Here is a 19029-nt window from a genome sequence, read left to right as displayed (position 1 = left end):
AACCCCTTTCACACAGGCAGAAATGTTGGAACTGAGAAAACAATTTATTTTCTATCAGCAAGGATGTTTGAAAGTATCACAATTAACAACCCCGGAAGTTATTGATAATGATGTAGTTCCTGTGGTGGTGGAAATGGCGGAGGCGAAAAAGGAGAAAACTTGCTGGTGTGATAGACCGTTTCTTGAAACGGATATTAGAAGTTTGGTTAATCATATGAGAGGAAAAGAAGAAATTTGGGAATCAACCCACATGGATCGTGAAAGTTTTGCTGATTTAACGATAGAATTAAATAAAATGTTTAGCACATATTCTATTAATAAATGTATTCAAAAAATAGCTTTTTTTGCAAATGTATATTCTGAAACAAGTTTTTTTAGAACTGCAGGAGAAGAAAAAAGCGATCATGCTTCTAGTGGCTACAAATATAAAGGCAGAGGAATACAGCAACTCACAGGAGATGGAAGTGCTCCTGTCGCCTATAAAGCATATAATGAAAAAGTACCCGAAGATATTGAAACTTATCCCGAATTAGTAGCAACCAAACTTCATTTGGCTGTAGATAGTGGAGGGTGGTTTTGGTCGATTTATAAAAAAATACCAACATGGAAAGAAAATCCTAGAGGAAATTATTCTCAAGCTGAGAAAGATGCTATGAAATTTAAAAGAGAATATTTTAGCAAAGCTTTAGGTAAAACTTTAAATGAAGCTTCCTTATTAATGGAGGATGACGAAGAACGTTATTATTATTTGATCTGTAAAATATTAAATGGATATACTTTATCTCATAAATTAGAAGTAGATCCAAATGGTTGGGATGCAAGAAAAACAGGTCTTTCTAAACTTAAAACATGGTTTAAATATGATAAAAATGCTTGTAAGGGGGAAGAAATTATGGTGCCACAACTGGCAGGAGGCAATGCAGAATGGCTAGAAGTTGCATGGCAGGAATATAATACTTATAAGGGATATGTTGAAAAAGAAACCCCCTTAAGTGAGAGGATTACAGAATACTTTAACTTATCAAAATACTCTCCTGCAGTTCATTCCGAGCCTTGGTGCGCCACTTTTATTTATTGGTGTTTTCAGCATACAAAAAACTTTAAAGACACCAATGTTAAAGGAAATGTGGGAGCTTTTGACTGGGGAGAAGCAAATAATTCCAAGGTTGGAGGGGACACGGGGAAGGATGGTTGGACAAATGGTGAAAAATCGGAACCTTTTGTAGGAGCAATCATTGTATTCACTTTTTCACATGTTGCGATTATTGTAGGTGAAAATAATGACGGGAAAAAGTATGTTTATTTAGGTGGTAATCAAGGAAGTAAAAAATCTGGTCATCAAAAAATTTGTTTCGGATCCATATCTAAAAATAGTAATGACATATTTTTTATTATGAAGCCAAAAAAATATACTCCTTCTGAGGATGAAAAAAAATTACCCAAATATGATGTTGATGCAGAAAACTCTGCTTTCTCATCAAGATAATAAATCGAATTATGATTAAACATTTTAACTTGTTTTTGTTTTTAACCTTACAACTTAGTTGTCAAGAAGTAAAACATAATGAAATTACAGAACAAAAAAAACAAGACTCAATTAATAGTATGATTAATATAGTATTAGAAAAGCAATTAAGAAATGGTGCAAATCAATATTTTAATGAGGCAGGAGTAGAAATAATTAAAAAACCTTTTGAAAAAGGAGAATTAGATGTTACTATACAAATTGTAAAAAGTATTTTAAAATCTAACGGATATAAAGTATTAATCAATAATGAGTTTAATAAAAAAATTCAAATTATTTTTGGTAGAATAATCAATCCCAATTCTGAAAATAAATATTTGTATATCAATTATTTTAATAAATGTGATAAAGAATTTAATTATAGTCCAAATAATGGGATTGACTATTTAGGGACTTATATAATTAAAAATGAGAACTTCATAACTGATTTTTATTATGTTCCTGAGATTATAAATTATCAAAAAGAGTTTCCAGAAATTGCAAAAGTTGAAGAAAATACTCCTATAAAGTACGTAGATAAGGATAATAATGACTATTCAATTGAATTATGGAAAGATTTAGAGAATAACAATGAACCTGAATATAATCTTTCAGATAAAAGAAAAAAGAACATCCGAAGCATTGTTGCTCGCAATATGTATCTTTTCAATGATAATAAAGCACAGTACAAATGGCTTATCCTAAATGACCAATATTTTATGGAAAGTTTGGTAAAAACTTTTGGATATACAGAAGATTCAGATTTACTCAAATGGATAATAGAAAGAACAAAATTTGACAAAAATAATCCGCAAGATTATGGCAAATTGTTTTGGATAAAACAATGCGATGGAACTTTAAAACTTCATGCAAATACATTTAAGGTATTGCAAACATTATATCAGCCAAATGACAATTCTGAGAATCGTTTTATTTTAGACAATATTCAGGCATACTTAGAATATTTAGGGAATCTTGAAGATATAAAAACTGAAAATATTTCAGAAGCTGATAAAGTCAAAATAATGGCAAATCTTACTTACTTTGCCGAACAATATAAATATAATAAAAATTTCAATAGTAATAGTAAAATGATGGGGAGGTTACGGTTTTTTCTTAATGATGAAGATATAGAAATTTTAAAAAAGAACAATTATTTTAATTTACCAAAATTTAAAGAATGGTGGGATAATGCAGATTATGACGAATATATAGTTGACTACAATCAAGTATGGGGAAGGGACAATGAACCAATAGATTATAATGAATGGCGAAACCAACATCCTAAAAAGTAAAAATGAGATTTCTTCTTGTACTAAATTTCTTTTTCAGACCCCACCAAAGAATTTTGATTATTACATTGCTCAGGTTTCACGACAGCTGAAAGATTCCGCAGATTCAATAAAAAAATCTGGAAAGCAGAAAAAATACAGGTAACCATCAACGATACTCTTCCGGCCGACCTAGTAAGCTATTGACACCAGTAGAAGCTTTTATAATAAACTTAAAGAAGTATTTAAATATGATAAGAATGTTTGCAACGGAATTATCAATAATGTTTCTTTGGGATGCGACGGAAAACCGGAGATAGATTTGAGGTCAAAAATGACTTTTTCGCCTCAAAGAGGAGCTACAGATTGTAATATAAGATGTAGAATAATCATGGAACCTCTGTCTGTTCATGCTGAAAACCCGACAGGTGCAGATAATACTTCATATTACCAAACAGCTATTGAGAATAGTTCGCATACACAATTGGTCTTGAATCAGACAAATTTTGAAAACGGAGTAAAATATATAGACAAATCATTAGAAGCGGGACATCCAGTTTTAGTAGGTGTAAATCATGCATTAAATTTCGGATACAACGAACAAACTAACACCACCGATCATTACGTAATAATAGTTGGCAAGTTGTGTGAAAATGGAGAGGTGAAGTATAGATTTTGGGATGTAGGAACTAGAAAAGGAGCGTCAGAAGATTATAAATTTACTTTAATGAAAGATAAATTATTTACTGATAGGACAAGGAAAAGTGGTCACGACTATACCGTTACCCAAATAAGAAGAAATATAAATAACTCAACAGGTAGATTAATTACATTTTAATATGAAAAAATTATTGTTACTATTCATAATCATTCATTCACTTTACAGTTGTCAAACTAAAAAGAATGAATTTGAAAATACTACTTTGGTTTCTGTTGAAAAAAAAGATAATACATATCTAGTTAATGATAGATGCGATGGAGGCTATCCAGTTTTAAGATTTTCAAAAAATGAATTTTATTTTTATGTTCCTCAAGAAGGCTCATATTATCATATCAGGGACTTTACAACCAATAAGGGCAATTACACATTTGTTACAGATAAATATAAAAATTTAAAACAGGATAGTTTTACAGAAAGGAATATTAAGTGGAAACTGATAAAAATGGAAAATAATTTTTGGGAGTTTTCTAATAATATCAATGTTGCAAAATATAAAGTAATTGATAGTTTGCTTTTGCAAAAAAGCAAAATTTTAATAGTTCATCAACCATGTACAGATTGTTTTGACAAAGAATTATGTGATGAATGGAATAAAAAAACTATAAAAACGAAAGAACCAGACAAATCAAAAAATCTTTATTGTTTATTTAATGAAAGCAATTATGAAATTGAAGTAAAATATAACAATCAAATCTATAAATATGAAAATTTAGAATTTACTGGATTTCGCTATTCTAAAATTTTTAGTAAAGAAAATAGCATTTTCTGTGAATTTAAGCAAGATTCTGGAGGGAGAATAATTTGTGAATACAATTTTAATGCTAAAGACAAACAATTATATTTAAATAAAATCACCTATAAAGTTTTTGATAAAAATGAGCAAGGTAGCAAAAATCAAATATTTACAAAAAAAGTAAACAAAAAAATTCAAGATATTGATGGTGATGAACTGCTACAAAATATACAAAAAAATAATTGATGAATACTAAGCAAATTGAAAACTTACTACAAAAACAATTAGAGAGGGGAATTTATATTTACAATGATTTAGGAATTATACAAAAATATTCAGAACAATTTCCTGTAGAAGAATTAGATGTTACAAATGAATTAATCATTGATGTACTACATTCTAATGGCTATATAAAAAAGGTGAAAGTTCTAGATAGTTTAAATAAAAAAATGAATTGTATAGCGGTATTCTTTTGCTTTATATTAATTCACTGTCAAGAAAAAAATACAAGTATGATTAGTTCTACAAATAATAAGGAGCAGTTTAAACAGAGTGAGTTCCAGGCAGTTTTAATAAAACAAATAAAAAATGGTGCCTCTTCAGAATACGGAAGTTTTGATGATTATTCGGAAAGGGATCTTAATGTTTTAGTAGATATTGAAGATTCAATTTTAAATTCAAATGGTTATAAAATACCAGATGAAAAAGATTTTTCCAACAGAATAAAGAATATATTCGGAAGAATTATTAATTATTCTTCCTCTGTGAACTATTTAAAAATAGATACATATAATCCGTGTGATAAAGATTTAGTATTTAATGCCCTTTCAGCTGATAATCAAAATATTTATGTGTCAAAAAAAAGTAAGATTGTAACATTTTTTTATCCATTACCATTAGTTTTAGATTATCAGAAAAAATTCTCAAAATTATTGCAATATGAAAAAGAACCAATAATTATTGAGACGAATGAAGGGACTCAAAGTGTGATTCAATGGAAAGATTTAATAGATCTTTCACAACAACAGAAAAAAAATAATCAAATTATTATTGCTCGTAATATGTATCTGTTTAATGATAATAAGGCACAATATAAATGGCTTATTCTTAATGATCAATATTTTATGGAAAACTTAGTAAGAACTTTTGGTTATACACAAGATAAGGAACTTGTAAAATGGATGTTATTAAAAACATTACCTAAAAATTATTCTAATTACAACAAAAATATTGAGAAGGAATTTGAAAAATTACTATGGACTAAAAATTGTGATGGTAGTATTTCTATCCATCAAAACACTTTAGAGGTTATAAAAGAATTGTCTAATCCAGGTAATCCGGATTATATCTTATGTCTCGCCGATTATATTCAGCATGGTTTATGTCTCGGTTGTGATACAGAAAAAAGAGAGGATTTGACATTTCAACAAATATCAAAAATTGCAGCATATCTTTTAGAATTTGGAGAGCAATATAGATACGATTCTCAATATGATTTTAATCAAATGTTCCTTGGTAACTTTTATAATTATTCTGATCATAATAAAAGTTACATTAAAGAATTTGAAAAAAACAAGTTTTATGGCTTAAAAAACCTTAAAAATTGGTATGAAAAAGCTAGCATGGAAGAAGATATTTTTAAGAGTAATGAGTTACCAGATAATCCTCAGCCAATAGATTATTATTATAAATCTAGAAAATAGTTTCCATCATTTTTTCTACGGAAGATGGAAAAGACATTCAGCGTACACAAACATTCTACGGGAAAACCCACAAACTTTGGGTGCATACTGTAAATATGCAGGAGGAAACATTGAAGGTAGACATTTTTAAAGAAGTTCCAAAAGAAGGGATGAATGAAGTGAATCACATCATTTACACCCACGAAAGCAAACAGAGCTACAACGAAGAGAAAGTAGGAAAAGATGGTTTGTTGGAAGTTTCCTTCACTGCAAAAGAAGAATGGAAGACACCATCTAAGAATTTTGATTATTACATTGCCCAGGTTTCACGACAGCTGAAAGATCCCACAGATCCCAATAAAAAAATCTGGAAAGCAGAAAAAATACAGGTAACCATCAACGATACTCTTCAGCCGATCTAGTAAGAACAGAGGATATGGAAAATAATCTTCTGACAATAAAAATGTTCGAGCCGCAAGGGATTGTAAATCAATCTAATTTAATGAATATCAATACTAATCGGTTCAAGTTCGTGTTAGAAGGGGTTTTGTATTTTATAGAGTTCTATTTTAAATCCTAAATCTTTCTTGATCATATTGTACTCCATTATTTTATTTTTATTTTTGTGTACAATGAAAAAGATAAAAGTAATCGAACTTTTTGCCGGCGTTGGCGGTTTTAGAATAGGTCTGCAGAACAGCAACAAAGCGTCTTCGAAAGAGAATTTCGAGGTTGTCTGGAGCAACCAGTGGGAACCTTCTACCAAAACTCAGCACGCTTCTTTGGTCTATGAATCAAGATTCGGTAAAAAAGGACATTCTAACCAAGATATTTCCACAGTTCCAAGCGAGGAGATTCCGGAACACGATATGTTGGTAGGCGGATTTCCTTGTCAGGATTATTCGGTGGCCACCACTTTGAAAAATTCCAAAGGTCTCCAGGGTAAAAAAGGTGTTCTTTGGTGGGAGATCTACAGAATATTGGAATCTAAGAAAGACAAACCCAAGTTCCTTTTTCTGGAGAATGTCGATCGTCTTTTGAAATCACCTACGACACAACGGGGAAGAGACTTCGCGATCATGCTGAAATGTTTGTCAGACCTTGGATATGCCGTGGAATGGAGAGTTGTGAATGCTGCAGATTACGGGATGCCACAAAAAAGAAGACGGACTTTCATCTTAGGCTATTTGAAAGATTCAGCAATTTATAATTCATTAATAAAAACCCCAGAAGTTGATTGGCTTTTGGATGAAGGTGTTTTTGCAAAGACCTTTGAAGTTGGTCAGATTTCCGAGCTCAAAACTTTTGACCTTGATCAAAGTGTCGAGGAAATATCAACTTCATTCAACAAAGAAAAAGGAGATTCGCCTTTCCAAAACTCCGGAATGATTCTCAACGGAAAAGTCACTACAGTGAAAACCTCTCCAAATTACGAAGGAAAAAGGACTTTATTAAAAGATATCCTGATTCCTGCAGATGAAGTTCCGCAAGAATATTTCATTGATGAAAGCGAAATTGATAAATGGAATTATCTGAAAGGTGCAAAAAAAGAAGTGCGACAATCGGCAGATGGTTTTTCTTACAATTACGGCGAAGGTGCAATGATCTTCCCTGATAATTTGGAAAGTCCTTCCAGAACAATCATCACAGGAGAAGGCGGAAAATCGGCTTCGAGATTCAAACACGTGGTAAGAACGAATAAGGGACTGCGAAGATTGACACCCATTGAACTTGAAAGACTGAATATGTTTCCGGATGACCATACATTATTGGAAGGCGTAAGCGATGTTAAACGGGCTTTTTTCATGGGAAATGCATTGGTTGTAGGAGTGATCGAAAAAATAGGTGAAATGCTTTTAAAATTTAATCAAAAAGGATAGATTCTTTTTGCAACACCGATCTTGATCAGCCAATTGAGGTATAACTTAAGATTCAAGGGTTTTTCATCTTTTTGGACAGAAAAATATAAACATCCCTCTTGCTTCTCTTTTAGATTACGAAGAGGGATGTTTTTTTCTTGATCAGAATGTCTGATTTGTGCATCCAGATCATTCAAAGTATCCCAATCGAGTCCTATATTCTCAAGATATTTTCTAAGTTTTTTTGTATCGACACTTGTAATTGAACAGCTTTCAAAACCTTCCTCAATAGTTTGAGTTTTTATTCTTATATCCGTGATCAGAAAATAATGGTCCGTGATCTTTTTATGATCGAATAGCCAGCCTTTTCTCCAGTTTCCATTCTTCAGATAACTTAGTTCAAAAGTAAATGTCGGTAAAGAATTATTAAGATAATCCAGCTGTGCCTTTTCATCAATATAATATTCTTTCCCGCTATGGACGAAGATCAGGTCCACACCTTTATTTTGGAATTCAGTATCAGTAACTCGTGTGAAATTCAGATTTAATTTCTCATAGATCTCATCCAAAAATTGACCTAATAAATGTTCTTTATTAAGGTCTTGATCAAATGTTGACATCGATTTGTGTTTCGAATAAAGATACTATTTTTTCTTATTCTTCTCTTCGATCCAGCGGCTCATATATTTTGTCGAGTTCAAATGGTGGTGTTGCAGGATTTTCCCCAGATAATTTTCGGTTCTGTGATTGTCCAGATTTTCCATTAATTCTGAAACTTTATTTATGAAAGAATCTGCAAACAAATCTTTCCTGAAAACAGAATCCAAAATCTGGTAACCGTTTTCCTGAGCCTTATTCCAAATATTTTCATTCTGATAAAGTTCAACTGCTTTCGCAACAAAAACCTCATCAGAATCTTCAATAAATCCATTCCAGGGCAGATCCTTGTGCATCGTTTCTGCTCCGATTGAACTCGTCACATTGGGTAAACCAAACTTCATACTTTCCCAAAGTTTCCCCTTCAATCCTGCTCCGAACGGAATTGGCGCAAGAAGAACCTTCGATTGATTAAAAATCTCTTCCACAGAATCTGCTCTTCCTTTCACCAGAAAACCATCTTTTGCGTTATGAAGTTCTAAAACTTTCTGACTCATGTAAGCACCATAAATATGAAGTTCTGCCTCCGGAATTTTTTTCTTGATTGATTTCCAAATCTGTTTCAATTTCAAAACCGTTTGCCAATTGGGTTCGTGAAGGAAATTTCCAATGCTGACAAAATGTGTTCTATCTTCAAAACGTGTTCTGTTTTTCTCAAAACTTTCTGTCAAAAACGGAATATAAAACAATAGATTTGGATTGATTTTAAAATTATTTACCAACAAATCATATTCAAATTCCGAAATGATCAATGACAGATCACAACGCAAGATCGAAGCTATTTCTCTCTTGAAAATATCATTGACCAAATCTTCATTATTAACTTCCCTTTTCTCAACAAAAGCTTTTCGCCTTGCTTCTCTAAGGAAATGTAAATCTTCTGTGTCAATAATTTTCAAAGCTTTTGGACAATTTTCAGAAACCCGCCAGCCAAATTGTTCCTCGGTTACATAGCGGTCAAAAAGCACAACATCAGGATTGAGCTCTTTTATTTTTTCATTAAAACTTTCGTTGTTGATTTCAATTTTTTCGATTTCAATTTTTTCTGAGAATTCGATATTGTTGGAAGCTGTCAAAAAAGTGATTTTGTGATTCGCTTCCGAGAACAATTGGATGAGCTGCATCATTCTGTGACCTGCAGCTGTAGAAGCAGGCTCCGGAATAACAAGACCAATAATGACAAGATGTTTCATGTGGAACAAAAATAGAGATTCTTAATTGAATATTTTGGGCAGCTATTTCCGCCTTCCACTCTCAATCTTTTTTGCAGAAAATTTTCACAAGCAATAAAACTTTTGTACAAGCAAAAAAAGATTTCCGCTCAAGTCGGGCTGCAAGTTTCAACATAAAACAAACTAGATTATAACCACAAAGTTTGTCATTCCGTAGGAATCTAGACTGTTGAGATTCCTACGGAATGACAAATTTGATTTTATAATTTAAGGCAAAAATCAGTTTCAATATCATCCCAATTCAAAAAAATAAATGCTAATTTTGATGTATGCGAATAGAAAACGAAATCAAATTAGGATTCAAAGATGTGATGTTTCGCCCGAAACGTTCTACACTCAAATCCCGCAGCGAAGTTACGATAGAAAGAGAATTCACTTTTTTGCACACGCAGAAAAAATGGAGCGGTGTTCCGTTGATTGCAGCCAATATGGACACGGTCGGAACTTTCGAAATGGCAGAAGCTCTTTACAAAGACAAAATCATCACAGCCATTCACAAACATTATTCAGTTGAAGAATGGAATCGATTCCTTGACGGAAAATCTGACGAATTCTACCAATACATCGCACTCAGTACCGGAACGGGTAAAGCCGATGAAGAGAAAATCAAAACGATTCTGGATGCCAATCCGAAGATTCAGTTTCTTTGTATTGATGTCGCAAATGGATACTCCGAACATTTTGTTCAATTTGTAAAAAAAGCAAGAGAAAATTTCCCTGACAAAATCATCATCGCAGGAAACGTTGTAACAGGCGAAATGGTGGAAGAACTGATTTTAGCGGGAGCTGACATCATCAAAGTCGGGATTGGACCAGGTTCTGTCTGTACGACTCGTGTGAAAACAGGCGTTGGCTATCCTCAGCTTTCCGCAATCATCGAATGTGCTGATGCGGCGCATGGTTTGGGAGGACAAATCATTGGTGATGGTGGTTGCAAAGTTCCCGGAGATGTTGCCAAAGCTTTTGGCGGCGGTTCAGATTTTGTGATGTTGGGCGGAATGTTCGCCGGACACGACGAAAGCGGCGGTGAGCTAATTACAGAAAATGGAAAAACCTTTCGATTGTTCTATGGAATGAGTTCTCAGACTGCAATGGATAAACATTCCGGAGGTGTTGCAGAATATCGTGCTTCCGAAGGGAAAACGGTTAAAGTTCCTTACAAAGGACCTGTTGCAGAAACAGTAAAAGATATTTTGGGAGGCGTTCGTTCAACTTGTACTTATGTCGGCGCATCTAAGTTGAAAGAATTGTCTAAAAGAACAACTTTCATCCGAGTTCAAGAGCAGGAAAATCAGGTTTTTAACGGATAACATTTGAAGAAAATCTTTCACATAACCAATGGCGACTATCTTGCTGAAGATTTGAAGAAAACTTCGGTCGATGGCGAGATAATTGTTTGTCGTGAGGCTTTGATTTCTGGAAATTTGAAAACCGATTCTCTGGAAGAATTTTGGGAATTAAGAGCCAGATCAATTTCTGGGGATTACAATGTTTCCAAGGAGGGTTACTATGAAAAATCAGTTTCGGAATTTGAAAGGATTCTGAATATTCCTGAAGGCTCTGAAGTCAATCTCTGGTTTGAAAATGATTTGTTTTGTCAGGTTAATTTGTGGTTTTGTATTTCATTAATTTCAAAAATTAATAATTTAAAAATCTATCGGGTTTTTCCAAAGGAGACTGTAGAAAACCATTGGAAAGGTTTTTCAGATCCAGAAGGTTCTGACTTGGAAGAATCGTTGAAATCCAAAGTTTTATTTAATAAAAATGATATTGAATTGGCTCTGAATCTTTGGAAATCTTATCAAAATAATGATATTGATTATTTGAAACAATTATCTGAAAACCAATCCGATTGCTTTCATTTTTTAAAAGAAGTTATCGAAGCTTACATTAATATAAATCCAGAAGATTTTATTAAAAATCAAATTGAAAACGGATTGACAGATTTTGATTCGGTCTTTAAAAAATTTCAGGAAGAATTAGGGATTTTTGGTTTTGGAGATTTGCAGGTTAAGAAGATTTATGATAAAGTTTTGAACAAGAAATAAAAAAACCAGCCAAATTCGGCTGGTTTTCTATTAAAGATTATCTAGTTCTCTTCTCAAAGCAATCGAAGCTTTTTTCACCTCTTGCGTCCAATCATCGGCCGCATTTCCGTCTGCTCCGTCAGAAATATATTTCAGACATAGAAAATCGATATTCTCATATTCCGCCACTTTCGCAAGCGCAAAAGCTTCCATATCAATGACATTGTATTCTGGATTGATATGCTCCATTTCGAATTGGTCACCGGAACCACAGATTCCGTTGGGTAGATTTTCTATATCTAGTCCGTATTTTAAAATAATGGACTCTTCAGAAAAAGGTGTTTCAAACTTCTGAAAACCCAAAGCTCTGACATCCATATCTCTCTGAATGAACCGGCTGCAATTCACAACACTTCCTCTGTCAAAAATTGTACTCCCGGCAGTTCCCAGATTGATAATCAAATCCGGATCAGTTTTCTGAATGGCTTTTGTCACATTATAAGTCGCTTTAACTTTTCCTATTCCCACAAAGACTTTATTGTAATTTTCGAATTCCTTTCCTGCCTCAGATTCCAAAGCAAAAACCAATAAAATGTTATTATAATTTTTTCCGTTGATTGTCATTATTAATGTGAATATTATCTAAATAATTTAAAACAAAACCTTGTCTTTTTTTCTTAATTCTTCCAGATATTTGCTTTTATCATCACGATAAAAAAGATTCATCGTCTCAAACGGAATCATTTTCAAATCTTTGTTGACAATATGAACGCAGGATTTTTTAACCGCTCTGACATCAAAATCGTGAGCATCCATAAAATTCATAATGATGATTCTGAACAGATTATCGTAATCCAAATCTGGAGCAGAAACTTCCGGAAGACAACATAATAGTTGGTTAACTTTAGGCTTCACTTTATCCACCGAAATTCCTGTGCTGAAAATATCCAAAAGTTGCATCTGCAATCCTGTATCTTGTTCATAAACAATGGTGTTTCGGGTTTCATTATTCAGCAAGTCAGCCGGATTAATATATCTTGTTAAAGGAATTGTTTCTCCTTCCAGTTTCAAAATATAACCCATTGCCAAAGCATCCGGATTACAAGGAACCGGAATGATGTCGTCTGAATTTAATAACGGAAACTGATTCAAAATTTCCTGTCTTACTTCTGTTAAAGTTATCTTTTCGTGAGCCGAATCTTCCCTATTTCTTCCGGCAATTTCGACAGGTTGAAAAGTGATTCCTCGCACACATTTTTGTTTTAGAGCAAACTCGATGATTTTTCCAATTTCATCAATATTCTTATCTTTTTGAAGAACGATTACAAGTGTTGTCGAAAGATTCAGAGCATTGAGTTTTTCCAAAGCTTTCATTCTAACATCTGTCAAATCCTTTCCTCGGAAATCTTTCAGAACCTCAGGCTTAAAAGAATCAAACTGAAGATAAATTTCAAATTCAGGCGCATAAGTTACCAGCTTTTCAGCAAAACCCGGGTCATTGGCGATTCTTACACCATTTGTATTCAGCATCAGATGTTTAATCGGTTTTGACTTCGCAATATCCATTATTTTGAAAAACTCCGGATGAATCGTCGGTTCACCTCCACTGATTTGAACAACATCCGGCTCACCTTCATTTTTAACAATGACATCAAACATCGCTTCAATTTCTTCCAGACTTCTGTGGCTTCCGTAATGTGGCGAGGACATCGCGTAACAGGTTGGGCAAGTCAGATTGCATCGGTCAGTAACTTCCACAATAGAAAGACAGCTGTGTTGCTCGTGATCTACGCACAATCCGCAATCGTAAGGACAGCCATATTCTACATCCGTTCCAAAATGCACCGGCATTTCAGACGCTTTGTTGTAGTTTCTAATGTTTTTGTAATAATGAACGTCGGACGCGATTTTAGTTTTAAAAAAACCGTGGTCAGGGCACCTCTTGGTCATAAAAACCGATTCATCCTCAATGATAATTTTAGCACCTACTCTTTTCAGACATTCCGGACAAAGACTGATGGTGTAATCGTAATAAGTATAGTTTCTTACAGGCATGATTCAAATTTTTACATTCCTCCGCATATCATTCCACTTATCAAACCACAAATCAATAATGAAATCAGCATTGTCTGCCAAAACTGAGAATTGGAAAACTTGCGTCCGTCTTTGGATTCATAAATTGATTTTACAAAAAATGTAATGAAAAGGGAAATAACAAGAGCCACAATTATCATAATACCAATAATCATTGCTACTAAACCTCCCAAATTACCGACTTCTAAAAGCGTTAGAGTTTTCATCTTTTATTGATTTGATTTTTGATTCAATGTGTTTTTCATTTTAAAGATATAATAAATTATCACAACAATACACACCAATTGAATCGTTCCGAGATTTCCTATAATTTCGATTTTAGGTTTTATAAGATCAAGCATCAATCGAAACGTGAAGTAACTCAACATAAACAATTGAAATATAAAGCCTGACGAAAATTTTGATTTGATTTGTATCCTCTTCAAAGTAATCCAAAGAATGATGAGAAAAATAATCTCATAAAGCGCAACCGGATATCTGAGATATTGGTCGCCGAGATGCATTCCAAAAACCGAATCAGTCGGAATCCCATAAGTTTCCTCATAAACTCCAGTAAAAAAACATCCAATTCTCCCGATAATCATTGCTAAAATCAAAGGATAAACGATTAGATCTCCCGTACTTTTTTGATAACCAACAATCTTTTTTGCTAATTCCACTCCAATTAATCCAAATGATAATCCTCCAACAATAGTATTATTGGTCCAAAATCTTTGGATATTAAAATCATTGAATAACAAATAAGGATTCTCCAAATTCCCAATCAGCTTTGAGCCAATCAAAGCTCCAGCAGTCGCTCCAATAAGAACCGCTGCCGAACTACTGAATGACATTTTCTCCGATGATTTTCTTTTCAAATAAAAGTAATAACGCATCGCCAGAAAAATCCCGACTGTTTCAAACACAGGATGCGCCAAAACAGTTTTGCCGAAAATCTGAAACGTCAATGGAAAATCGATTATCATAATTTCTATAAAAAAAGCTTTTTGCATAGTAAACAAAAAGCTTTATAAATAATTGATATTGTTTTAATTAAGTCAACATTCCTCCGTCAACATTCAGAACCTGACCTGTAACGTAAGAAGATAATTCACTTGCGAAGAAAACACACGCATTGGCAACATCTGCCGGCTGCCCTCCTCTTTTCATTGGGATTCCGTCTCTCCATCCCTGAACTGTTTTTTCGTCCAAAGCAGCTGTCATTTCAGTTTCTATGAAACCTGGAGCGATGGCGTTGCAACGGATATTTCTGGAACCTAATTCCAAAGCGATAGATTTAGTAAAACCAATTGCTCCGGCTTTTGAAGCGGCGTAATTGGCTTGTCCTGCGTTACCTTTCACACCAACAACCGAAGTCATATTAATAATAGAACCGGATTTAGCTTTCATCATTGGTTTGATAACCGCTTTCGTCAAGTTGAAAACCGAATCCAGATTAACTTTGATAATCGTATCCCAATCGTCTTTTGACATTCTCAACATTAGGTTATCTCTCGTAATTCCGGCGTTATTCACCAAAATATCAATGGTTCCGAACTCCGCCAACACATCCTCAACCAATTTTTGAGCGGCGTCATAATCCGAAGCGTCTGACTGATATCCTTTGATTTCTGTTATTTTGCTTAATTCTGATTCTAATTCCTTAGCTTTTTCAACAGAACCAGCATAAGTGAATGCGATTTTCGCTCCTTCTTTGGCAAAAACTTCAGCAATTCCTCTTCCGATTCCACGCGTCGCACCTGTTATGATTGCAACTTTACCTTGTAGTAATCCCATATATTTTTATAATGTTTTCTAAATTTGTTATGGCAAAAATAATACTTTAAGAATTATTCACAATCAGAACAATCTCTCCTTTTAAAGTTTTGCTTTTCGAGAATTCAATTAACTCATTGATTGTCCCTCGTTTAGTTTCTTCGAATTTTTTAGAAATTTCCCGGCTCAGACTTACTCTTGTTTCCTCTCCAAAGAATTCTTTGATTTGCTCCAATGTTGTATTGATTTTATGTGGACTTTCGTAAAGAACAATTGTCTTCTTTTCTTCAGCCAATTGTTTCAGTTTGGTTTGTCTCCCTTTTTTCTGAGGAAGAAAGCCGGCAAAATAAAAATCGTGATTCGGCAGTCCGGAAACAACCAAAGCAGGAACAAAAGCCGTTGCACCAGGTAAACAGATCATTTCTAAATCTTTATCTGCACAGGCTTTCGCCAAAAGGTAGCCTGGGTCTGAAATTCCGGGTGTTCCGGCATCTGTAATAATGGCAATATTCTGTCCATTTCCCAAATCCTGAACAACTCTTTCAGTTGCCTGATGTTCGTTATGTAAATGATAGGATTTCAGAGGTTTGGAAATTTCGTAATGTTTGAGAAGAACGCCAGAAGTTCTTGTATCCTCACACAAAATATAATCCACTTCTTTCAGAACTTTCACAGCCCGGAAAGTCATATCTTCTAGATTTCCAACGGGTGTTGGAACAAAATAAAGAATACCGCTCATCTACAAAAACCTATTTTCAACCAAAGTCCACAATCTCTGTGCGTATGAATCCACTTTTTTCCAATCCCTTTCGTAATAGATATCACTCAAGAATTCCTGAGCTTTTTCAACTGAAGTAAAAGAATTCAGCGTATTAACCACTTCATTCAATTCACTTTGGCTTCCGTTGAAAAGATATTGAGAAAAAGCAATTCTATCATTCAGGTCAAGCTTGAATTCTGGTTTTGGTTTCGGCGCTTCCATGTAATCTGTAGGAACATTATTTTTCAAAAGACTTCCTGAGTTTTGAGCTGGAGCAGATTTTTCTTCTTCCTCCAAATGGTCATCATCAAATAAAGATTTAGCTATTTTAAGGCCTTTGATGTGGGCCAGTTTGAATTTCTTATCATGATGTTCCTGTTGAGTTTGAGATTCGTAAACTTCCTGAGCATCTTCCTTGGGCTGGGGAGTATTTTCTTTTGAGAACTCTACGATTTTTCTTCTGTTTTCCTCAAGTTCTTTCAGCTTAGCTTCTTTTTCTGCCAATCTCGCTTCATAATCATCATTAGAAACCTCAGCAATTGGTTCTTCTTTTTCCATGGCAAAAGAAAACTGACTATCTTGCATTGGTTCGAGTTTTTCAGCTGGTTCGTCTAAAAGATTTTCCTCCTCACTCTCAATTTCAGCCACTGCTTCAACTATTTCTTCGTGGTAGTTTTGAGCTTCAATTTCACTGACAACTTCATTTTCTAAAATCGGTTCTTCAATTAAATCTTTATTCTGAGCTTCAACTTCGATTTCATTTGCAATGATTTCTTCAGGCTGATTTTCTTCATTGATTTCATTAACAACTTCATTTTCAAAAACTGATTCATCAACCAAATTTTCCTCTGCATCAATTTCAGCAAAAGAATGAACCTCTTCCACTTCCGGAACATCATCAAAAATATCGTGAACTTCAGTTTCCTCAACAACGATTTCCGCAACCTTTTTTTCTTCTTCAAATTCTTCAATAGAGATCAAATCAGAATCTATGTTTGTAAATTGATTATCAATAATTTGTAAAGGTTCAATGTCTGCTGACGAAACATCAAAATTCTGAGAAACCTTAAGGAAAGAAAAATTTTGATAAAGCTGATTAATTTCCTTTTCTTTCTCCAAAATAGCTTCATATGTATCAGATTTTGATAATTCTGATAAAATAATTTTGATCTCATCGAAAATTTCTTCGTAAGTATCTTGCAGGTTTTGCATAATATATCTTATTAATTTTTACTTAAATTTGATGTTTATAAATTTAAGAACAATTTTGTTCCCAAAAGGTTTTTGCTGTAATTATTTTAATCTATGAATGCTGTAAAATTTAATTGCAAAGTTGCTATTTTTTACCAGTAAAACATTTTTAAGTTGCAAAATTTGATTGAATAAAAGTCAGTTTGCGCCTTAAAAATTAGATTAGAGAAATTGATTTTGTGCCTTTGCGTTGAAACAAAAATTTTAAAACAATTTTTTGCTAAATTAATAATGTTTTTAGAAAATACAATTAATCATGCCAAACAAAGCGGTTGGATGGAAGTTATCTGCGGTTCTATGTTCTCCGGAAAGACGGAGGAACTCATCAGAAGACTCCGTCGTGCGGAAATGGCCGGTCAGAACGTCGAGATCTTCAAACCGAAAATCGATACAAGATATTCTGAGGAAGATGTTGTTTCCCATAATCAGACGAAAATCCGAAGTACAGCTGTGGAAAGTCCTTCCGAGATTCTTTTGTTGGGTTCTAATTGTGATGTTGTTGCGATAGATGAAGCCCAGTTTTTTGACGAAAGTATTGTAGATGTTGCCAACCAATTGGCAAACAACGGAATACGAGTTGTGATTGCTGGCTTGGATATGGATTTTTTGGGTCGTCCTTTTGGTCCAATGCCCAATCTGATGGCAACTGCAGAATATGTGACCAAGGTTCACGCAATTTGTAAAAGAACAGGAAACCTCGCCAACTATTCTATGCGGACTTCTGCAGGAAAGGAATTAGTGGAGCTTGGAGAAACTGAAGCTTATGACGCAGTAAGTAGAAGAGTTTTTGTAGATGAAGTTTTAAAGATCAAAAAAGATTAATATCATTATTTTCATTAAATTTGTTTAAATTTTAATAGTAAAAACTCTCAAAAAATGATATTAGAAATTAAAAATTATATAAAGATTAGCAATTCGATTGATGAGATTTTGAAGAATTCTCCTTTTAAAATCAAATATATTATTGAGAAAAGCGGAATTTCTGAACCTACTTTTTTTCGAAAAATGAAGGAAAAGAAGTTCAATCCGGAAGAGTTGCTCAAGATTGCGGAAATCATTGATCCAGAAACTTCTCTATTACAAACTTTGGAAGAAGCTGAAAAAGATTTTGATAATGGAATCTATTTTTCCCACGATGATGTAATGAAAATTTCTGAAGAACGTTTTTTGAAAAAGTATGGAAATAAGGTGGTCTAAGTTTGCGCTCGCAGATTTGGAGCAGATAGAAGATTATATCGGAAATAGATTTACTTATAGAGAGTATCAAAATTTTATTATAATTCTGAATCATAAAATCAGTTTAATATTAAATAAAAAAGTAATTTTCCAAAAACTTGAAAAATTTCCCAACTATAACAAGCTTCTGATTACGGAACAGACAACTTTAATATACAAATTAGAATATGATTATTTGAAAGTCCTGAGACTGTACAATAATTATCAGGATGAAGATAAAAAATTTGTAATAGACGATTTATAATCC

General features: G+C 33.4%; 21 protein-coding genes. 12 read left to right on the top strand and 9 right to left on the bottom strand.

The window, feature by feature from the left end; translation table 11 throughout:
- The first annotated feature begins 22 nt into the window (after positions 1-22).
- From BLT30_RS17870 to dcm, 7 genes are all read left to right on the top strand, one after another.
- On the top strand, positions 23-1486 hold the full coding sequence (locus BLT30_RS17870) for a CHAP domain-containing protein (protein ID WP_089875197.1): 1464 nt from the start codon (positions 23-25) through the stop codon (positions 1484-1486).
- An 11-nt stretch (positions 1487-1497) separates the two neighbouring features.
- Positions 1498-2799, top strand: a complete 1302-nt coding sequence (locus BLT30_RS17865; RefSeq protein ID WP_089875195.1) for a hypothetical protein — start codon at positions 1498-1500, stop codon at positions 2797-2799.
- A 310-nt stretch (positions 2800-3109) separates the two neighbouring features.
- Complete coding sequence (locus tag BLT30_RS17860; RefSeq protein WP_139166714.1) at positions 3110-3613, top strand: hypothetical protein; 504 nt, start codon at positions 3110-3112, stop codon at positions 3611-3613.
- 1 nt (position 3614) lies between these two features.
- On the top strand, positions 3615-4475 hold the full coding sequence (locus BLT30_RS17855; protein ID WP_089875191.1) for a hypothetical protein: 861 nt from the start codon (positions 3615-3617) through the stop codon (positions 4473-4475).
- Positions 4475-5932: a hypothetical protein gene (locus BLT30_RS17850; protein ID WP_089875189.1), complete on the top strand. Its 1458-nt coding sequence runs from the start codon at positions 4475-4477 to the stop codon at positions 5930-5932. Before BLT30_RS17855 ends, BLT30_RS17850 begins: the two co-directional genes overlap by 1 nt.
- 95 nt (positions 5933-6027) lie before the next feature.
- On the top strand, positions 6028-6333 hold the full coding sequence (locus BLT30_RS17845) for a hypothetical protein (RefSeq protein ID WP_089875187.1): 306 nt from the start codon (positions 6028-6030) through the stop codon (positions 6331-6333).
- A 210-nt stretch (positions 6334-6543) separates the two neighbouring features.
- A complete protein-coding gene (gene dcm / locus BLT30_RS17840; RefSeq protein WP_089875184.1) occupies positions 6544-7791 on the top strand; it encodes a DNA (cytosine-5-)-methyltransferase in 1248 nt (415 codons plus the stop codon).
- Here dcm and BLT30_RS17835 read toward each other — a convergent pair.
- Both BLT30_RS17835 and BLT30_RS17830 read right to left on the bottom strand, forming a co-directional pair.
- The gene (locus BLT30_RS17835) at positions 7779-8390 is read right to left on the bottom strand and encodes a hypothetical protein (protein ID WP_089875182.1); all 612 of its coding nucleotides are present in this window, start codon (positions 8388-8390) and stop codon (positions 7779-7781) included. The two genes, dcm and BLT30_RS17835, sit on opposite strands and share 13 nt — an antisense overlap.
- Before the next feature lie 24 nt (positions 8391-8414).
- A complete protein-coding gene (locus BLT30_RS17830) occupies positions 8415-9620 on the bottom strand; it encodes a glycosyltransferase (RefSeq protein WP_089875179.1) in 1206 nt (401 codons plus the stop codon).
- A gap of 308 nt (positions 9621-9928) precedes the next feature.
- Between BLT30_RS17830 and BLT30_RS17825 the strand changes: the two genes are divergently transcribed.
- Positions 9929-10969 (top strand): GMP reductase, encoded by a 1041-nt coding sequence (locus tag BLT30_RS17825; RefSeq protein ID WP_089875177.1) that lies wholly within the window; start codon positions 9929-9931, stop codon positions 10967-10969.
- Between the two features lie 3 nt (positions 10970-10972).
- The gene (locus tag BLT30_RS17820; protein ID WP_089875175.1) at positions 10973-11707 is read left to right on the top strand and encodes a DUF1835 domain-containing protein; all 735 of its coding nucleotides are present in this window, start codon (positions 10973-10975) and stop codon (positions 11705-11707) included.
- Positions 11708-11737: 30 nt separating this feature from the next.
- Here BLT30_RS17820 and BLT30_RS17815 read toward each other — a convergent pair whose 3' ends face one another.
- The 7 genes from BLT30_RS17815 to BLT30_RS17785 all read right to left on the bottom strand — a co-directional run bounded on the left by BLT30_RS17815 (position 11738) and on the right by BLT30_RS17785 (position 17507).
- On the bottom strand, positions 11738-12310 hold the full coding sequence (locus BLT30_RS17815) for a 5'-methylthioadenosine/S-adenosylhomocysteine nucleosidase family protein (protein WP_089875172.1): 573 nt from the start codon (positions 12308-12310) through the stop codon (positions 11738-11740).
- A gap of 27 nt (positions 12311-12337) precedes the next feature.
- The gene (locus BLT30_RS17810) at positions 12338-13741 is read right to left on the bottom strand and encodes a radical SAM protein (protein WP_089875169.1); all 1404 of its coding nucleotides are present in this window, start codon (positions 13739-13741) and stop codon (positions 12338-12340) included.
- Between the two features lie 11 nt (positions 13742-13752).
- Positions 13753-13986 carry a hypothetical protein gene (locus tag BLT30_RS17805; RefSeq protein ID WP_089875166.1) on the bottom strand — a complete coding sequence of 78 codons (234 nt, stop codon included), beginning with the start codon at positions 13984-13986 and terminating at the stop codon, positions 13753-13755.
- Positions 13987-13989: 3 nt separating this feature from the next.
- Positions 13990-14745 carry a prolipoprotein diacylglyceryl transferase gene (locus BLT30_RS17800; RefSeq protein WP_245707210.1) on the bottom strand — a complete coding sequence of 252 codons (756 nt, stop codon included), beginning with the start codon at positions 14743-14745 and terminating at the stop codon, positions 13990-13992.
- A gap of 67 nt (positions 14746-14812) precedes the next feature.
- Entirely contained in the window at positions 14813-15556 is a 744-nt protein-coding gene (gene fabG, locus BLT30_RS17795; RefSeq protein ID WP_074235959.1) for a 3-oxoacyl-[acyl-carrier-protein] reductase, read from the bottom strand.
- A 46-nt stretch (positions 15557-15602) separates the two neighbouring features.
- Positions 15603-16274, bottom strand: a complete 672-nt coding sequence (rsmI, locus tag BLT30_RS17790) for a 16S rRNA (cytidine(1402)-2'-O)-methyltransferase (RefSeq protein ID WP_089875163.1) — start codon at positions 16272-16274, stop codon at positions 15603-15605.
- Complete coding sequence (locus BLT30_RS17785; RefSeq protein ID WP_089875161.1) at positions 16275-17507, bottom strand: hypothetical protein; 1233 nt, start codon at positions 17505-17507, stop codon at positions 16275-16277.
- 270 nt (positions 17508-17777) lie between these two features.
- On the opposite strand from BLT30_RS17785, the gene BLT30_RS17780 reads away from it, so the two are divergent.
- The 3 genes from BLT30_RS17780 to BLT30_RS17770 are packed head-to-tail and all read left to right on the top strand — an operon-like array spanning position 17778 to position 19026.
- On the top strand, positions 17778-18368 hold the full coding sequence (locus tag BLT30_RS17780) for a thymidine kinase (protein ID WP_089875159.1): 591 nt from the start codon (positions 17778-17780) through the stop codon (positions 18366-18368).
- Between the two features lie 54 nt (positions 18369-18422).
- Positions 18423-18743, top strand: coding sequence for a hypothetical protein (locus BLT30_RS17775; protein ID WP_089875158.1), 321 nt, complete (start codon positions 18423-18425; stop codon positions 18741-18743).
- Entirely contained in the window at positions 18724-19026 is a 303-nt protein-coding gene (locus BLT30_RS17770) for a type II toxin-antitoxin system RelE/ParE family toxin (protein WP_089875156.1), read from the top strand. Before BLT30_RS17775 ends, BLT30_RS17770 begins: the two co-directional genes overlap by 20 nt.
- The last annotated feature ends 3 nt before the right edge of the window (positions 19027-19029 follow it).

The organism is Epilithonimonas hungarica (assembly GCF_900102265.1).
GTDB classification, from domain to species: domain Bacteria; phylum Bacteroidota; class Bacteroidia; order Flavobacteriales; family Weeksellaceae; genus Epilithonimonas; species Epilithonimonas hungarica.
Note: the sequence above shows the minus strand (reverse complement) of the source record. Positions and strands in the feature narration are given on the sequence as shown.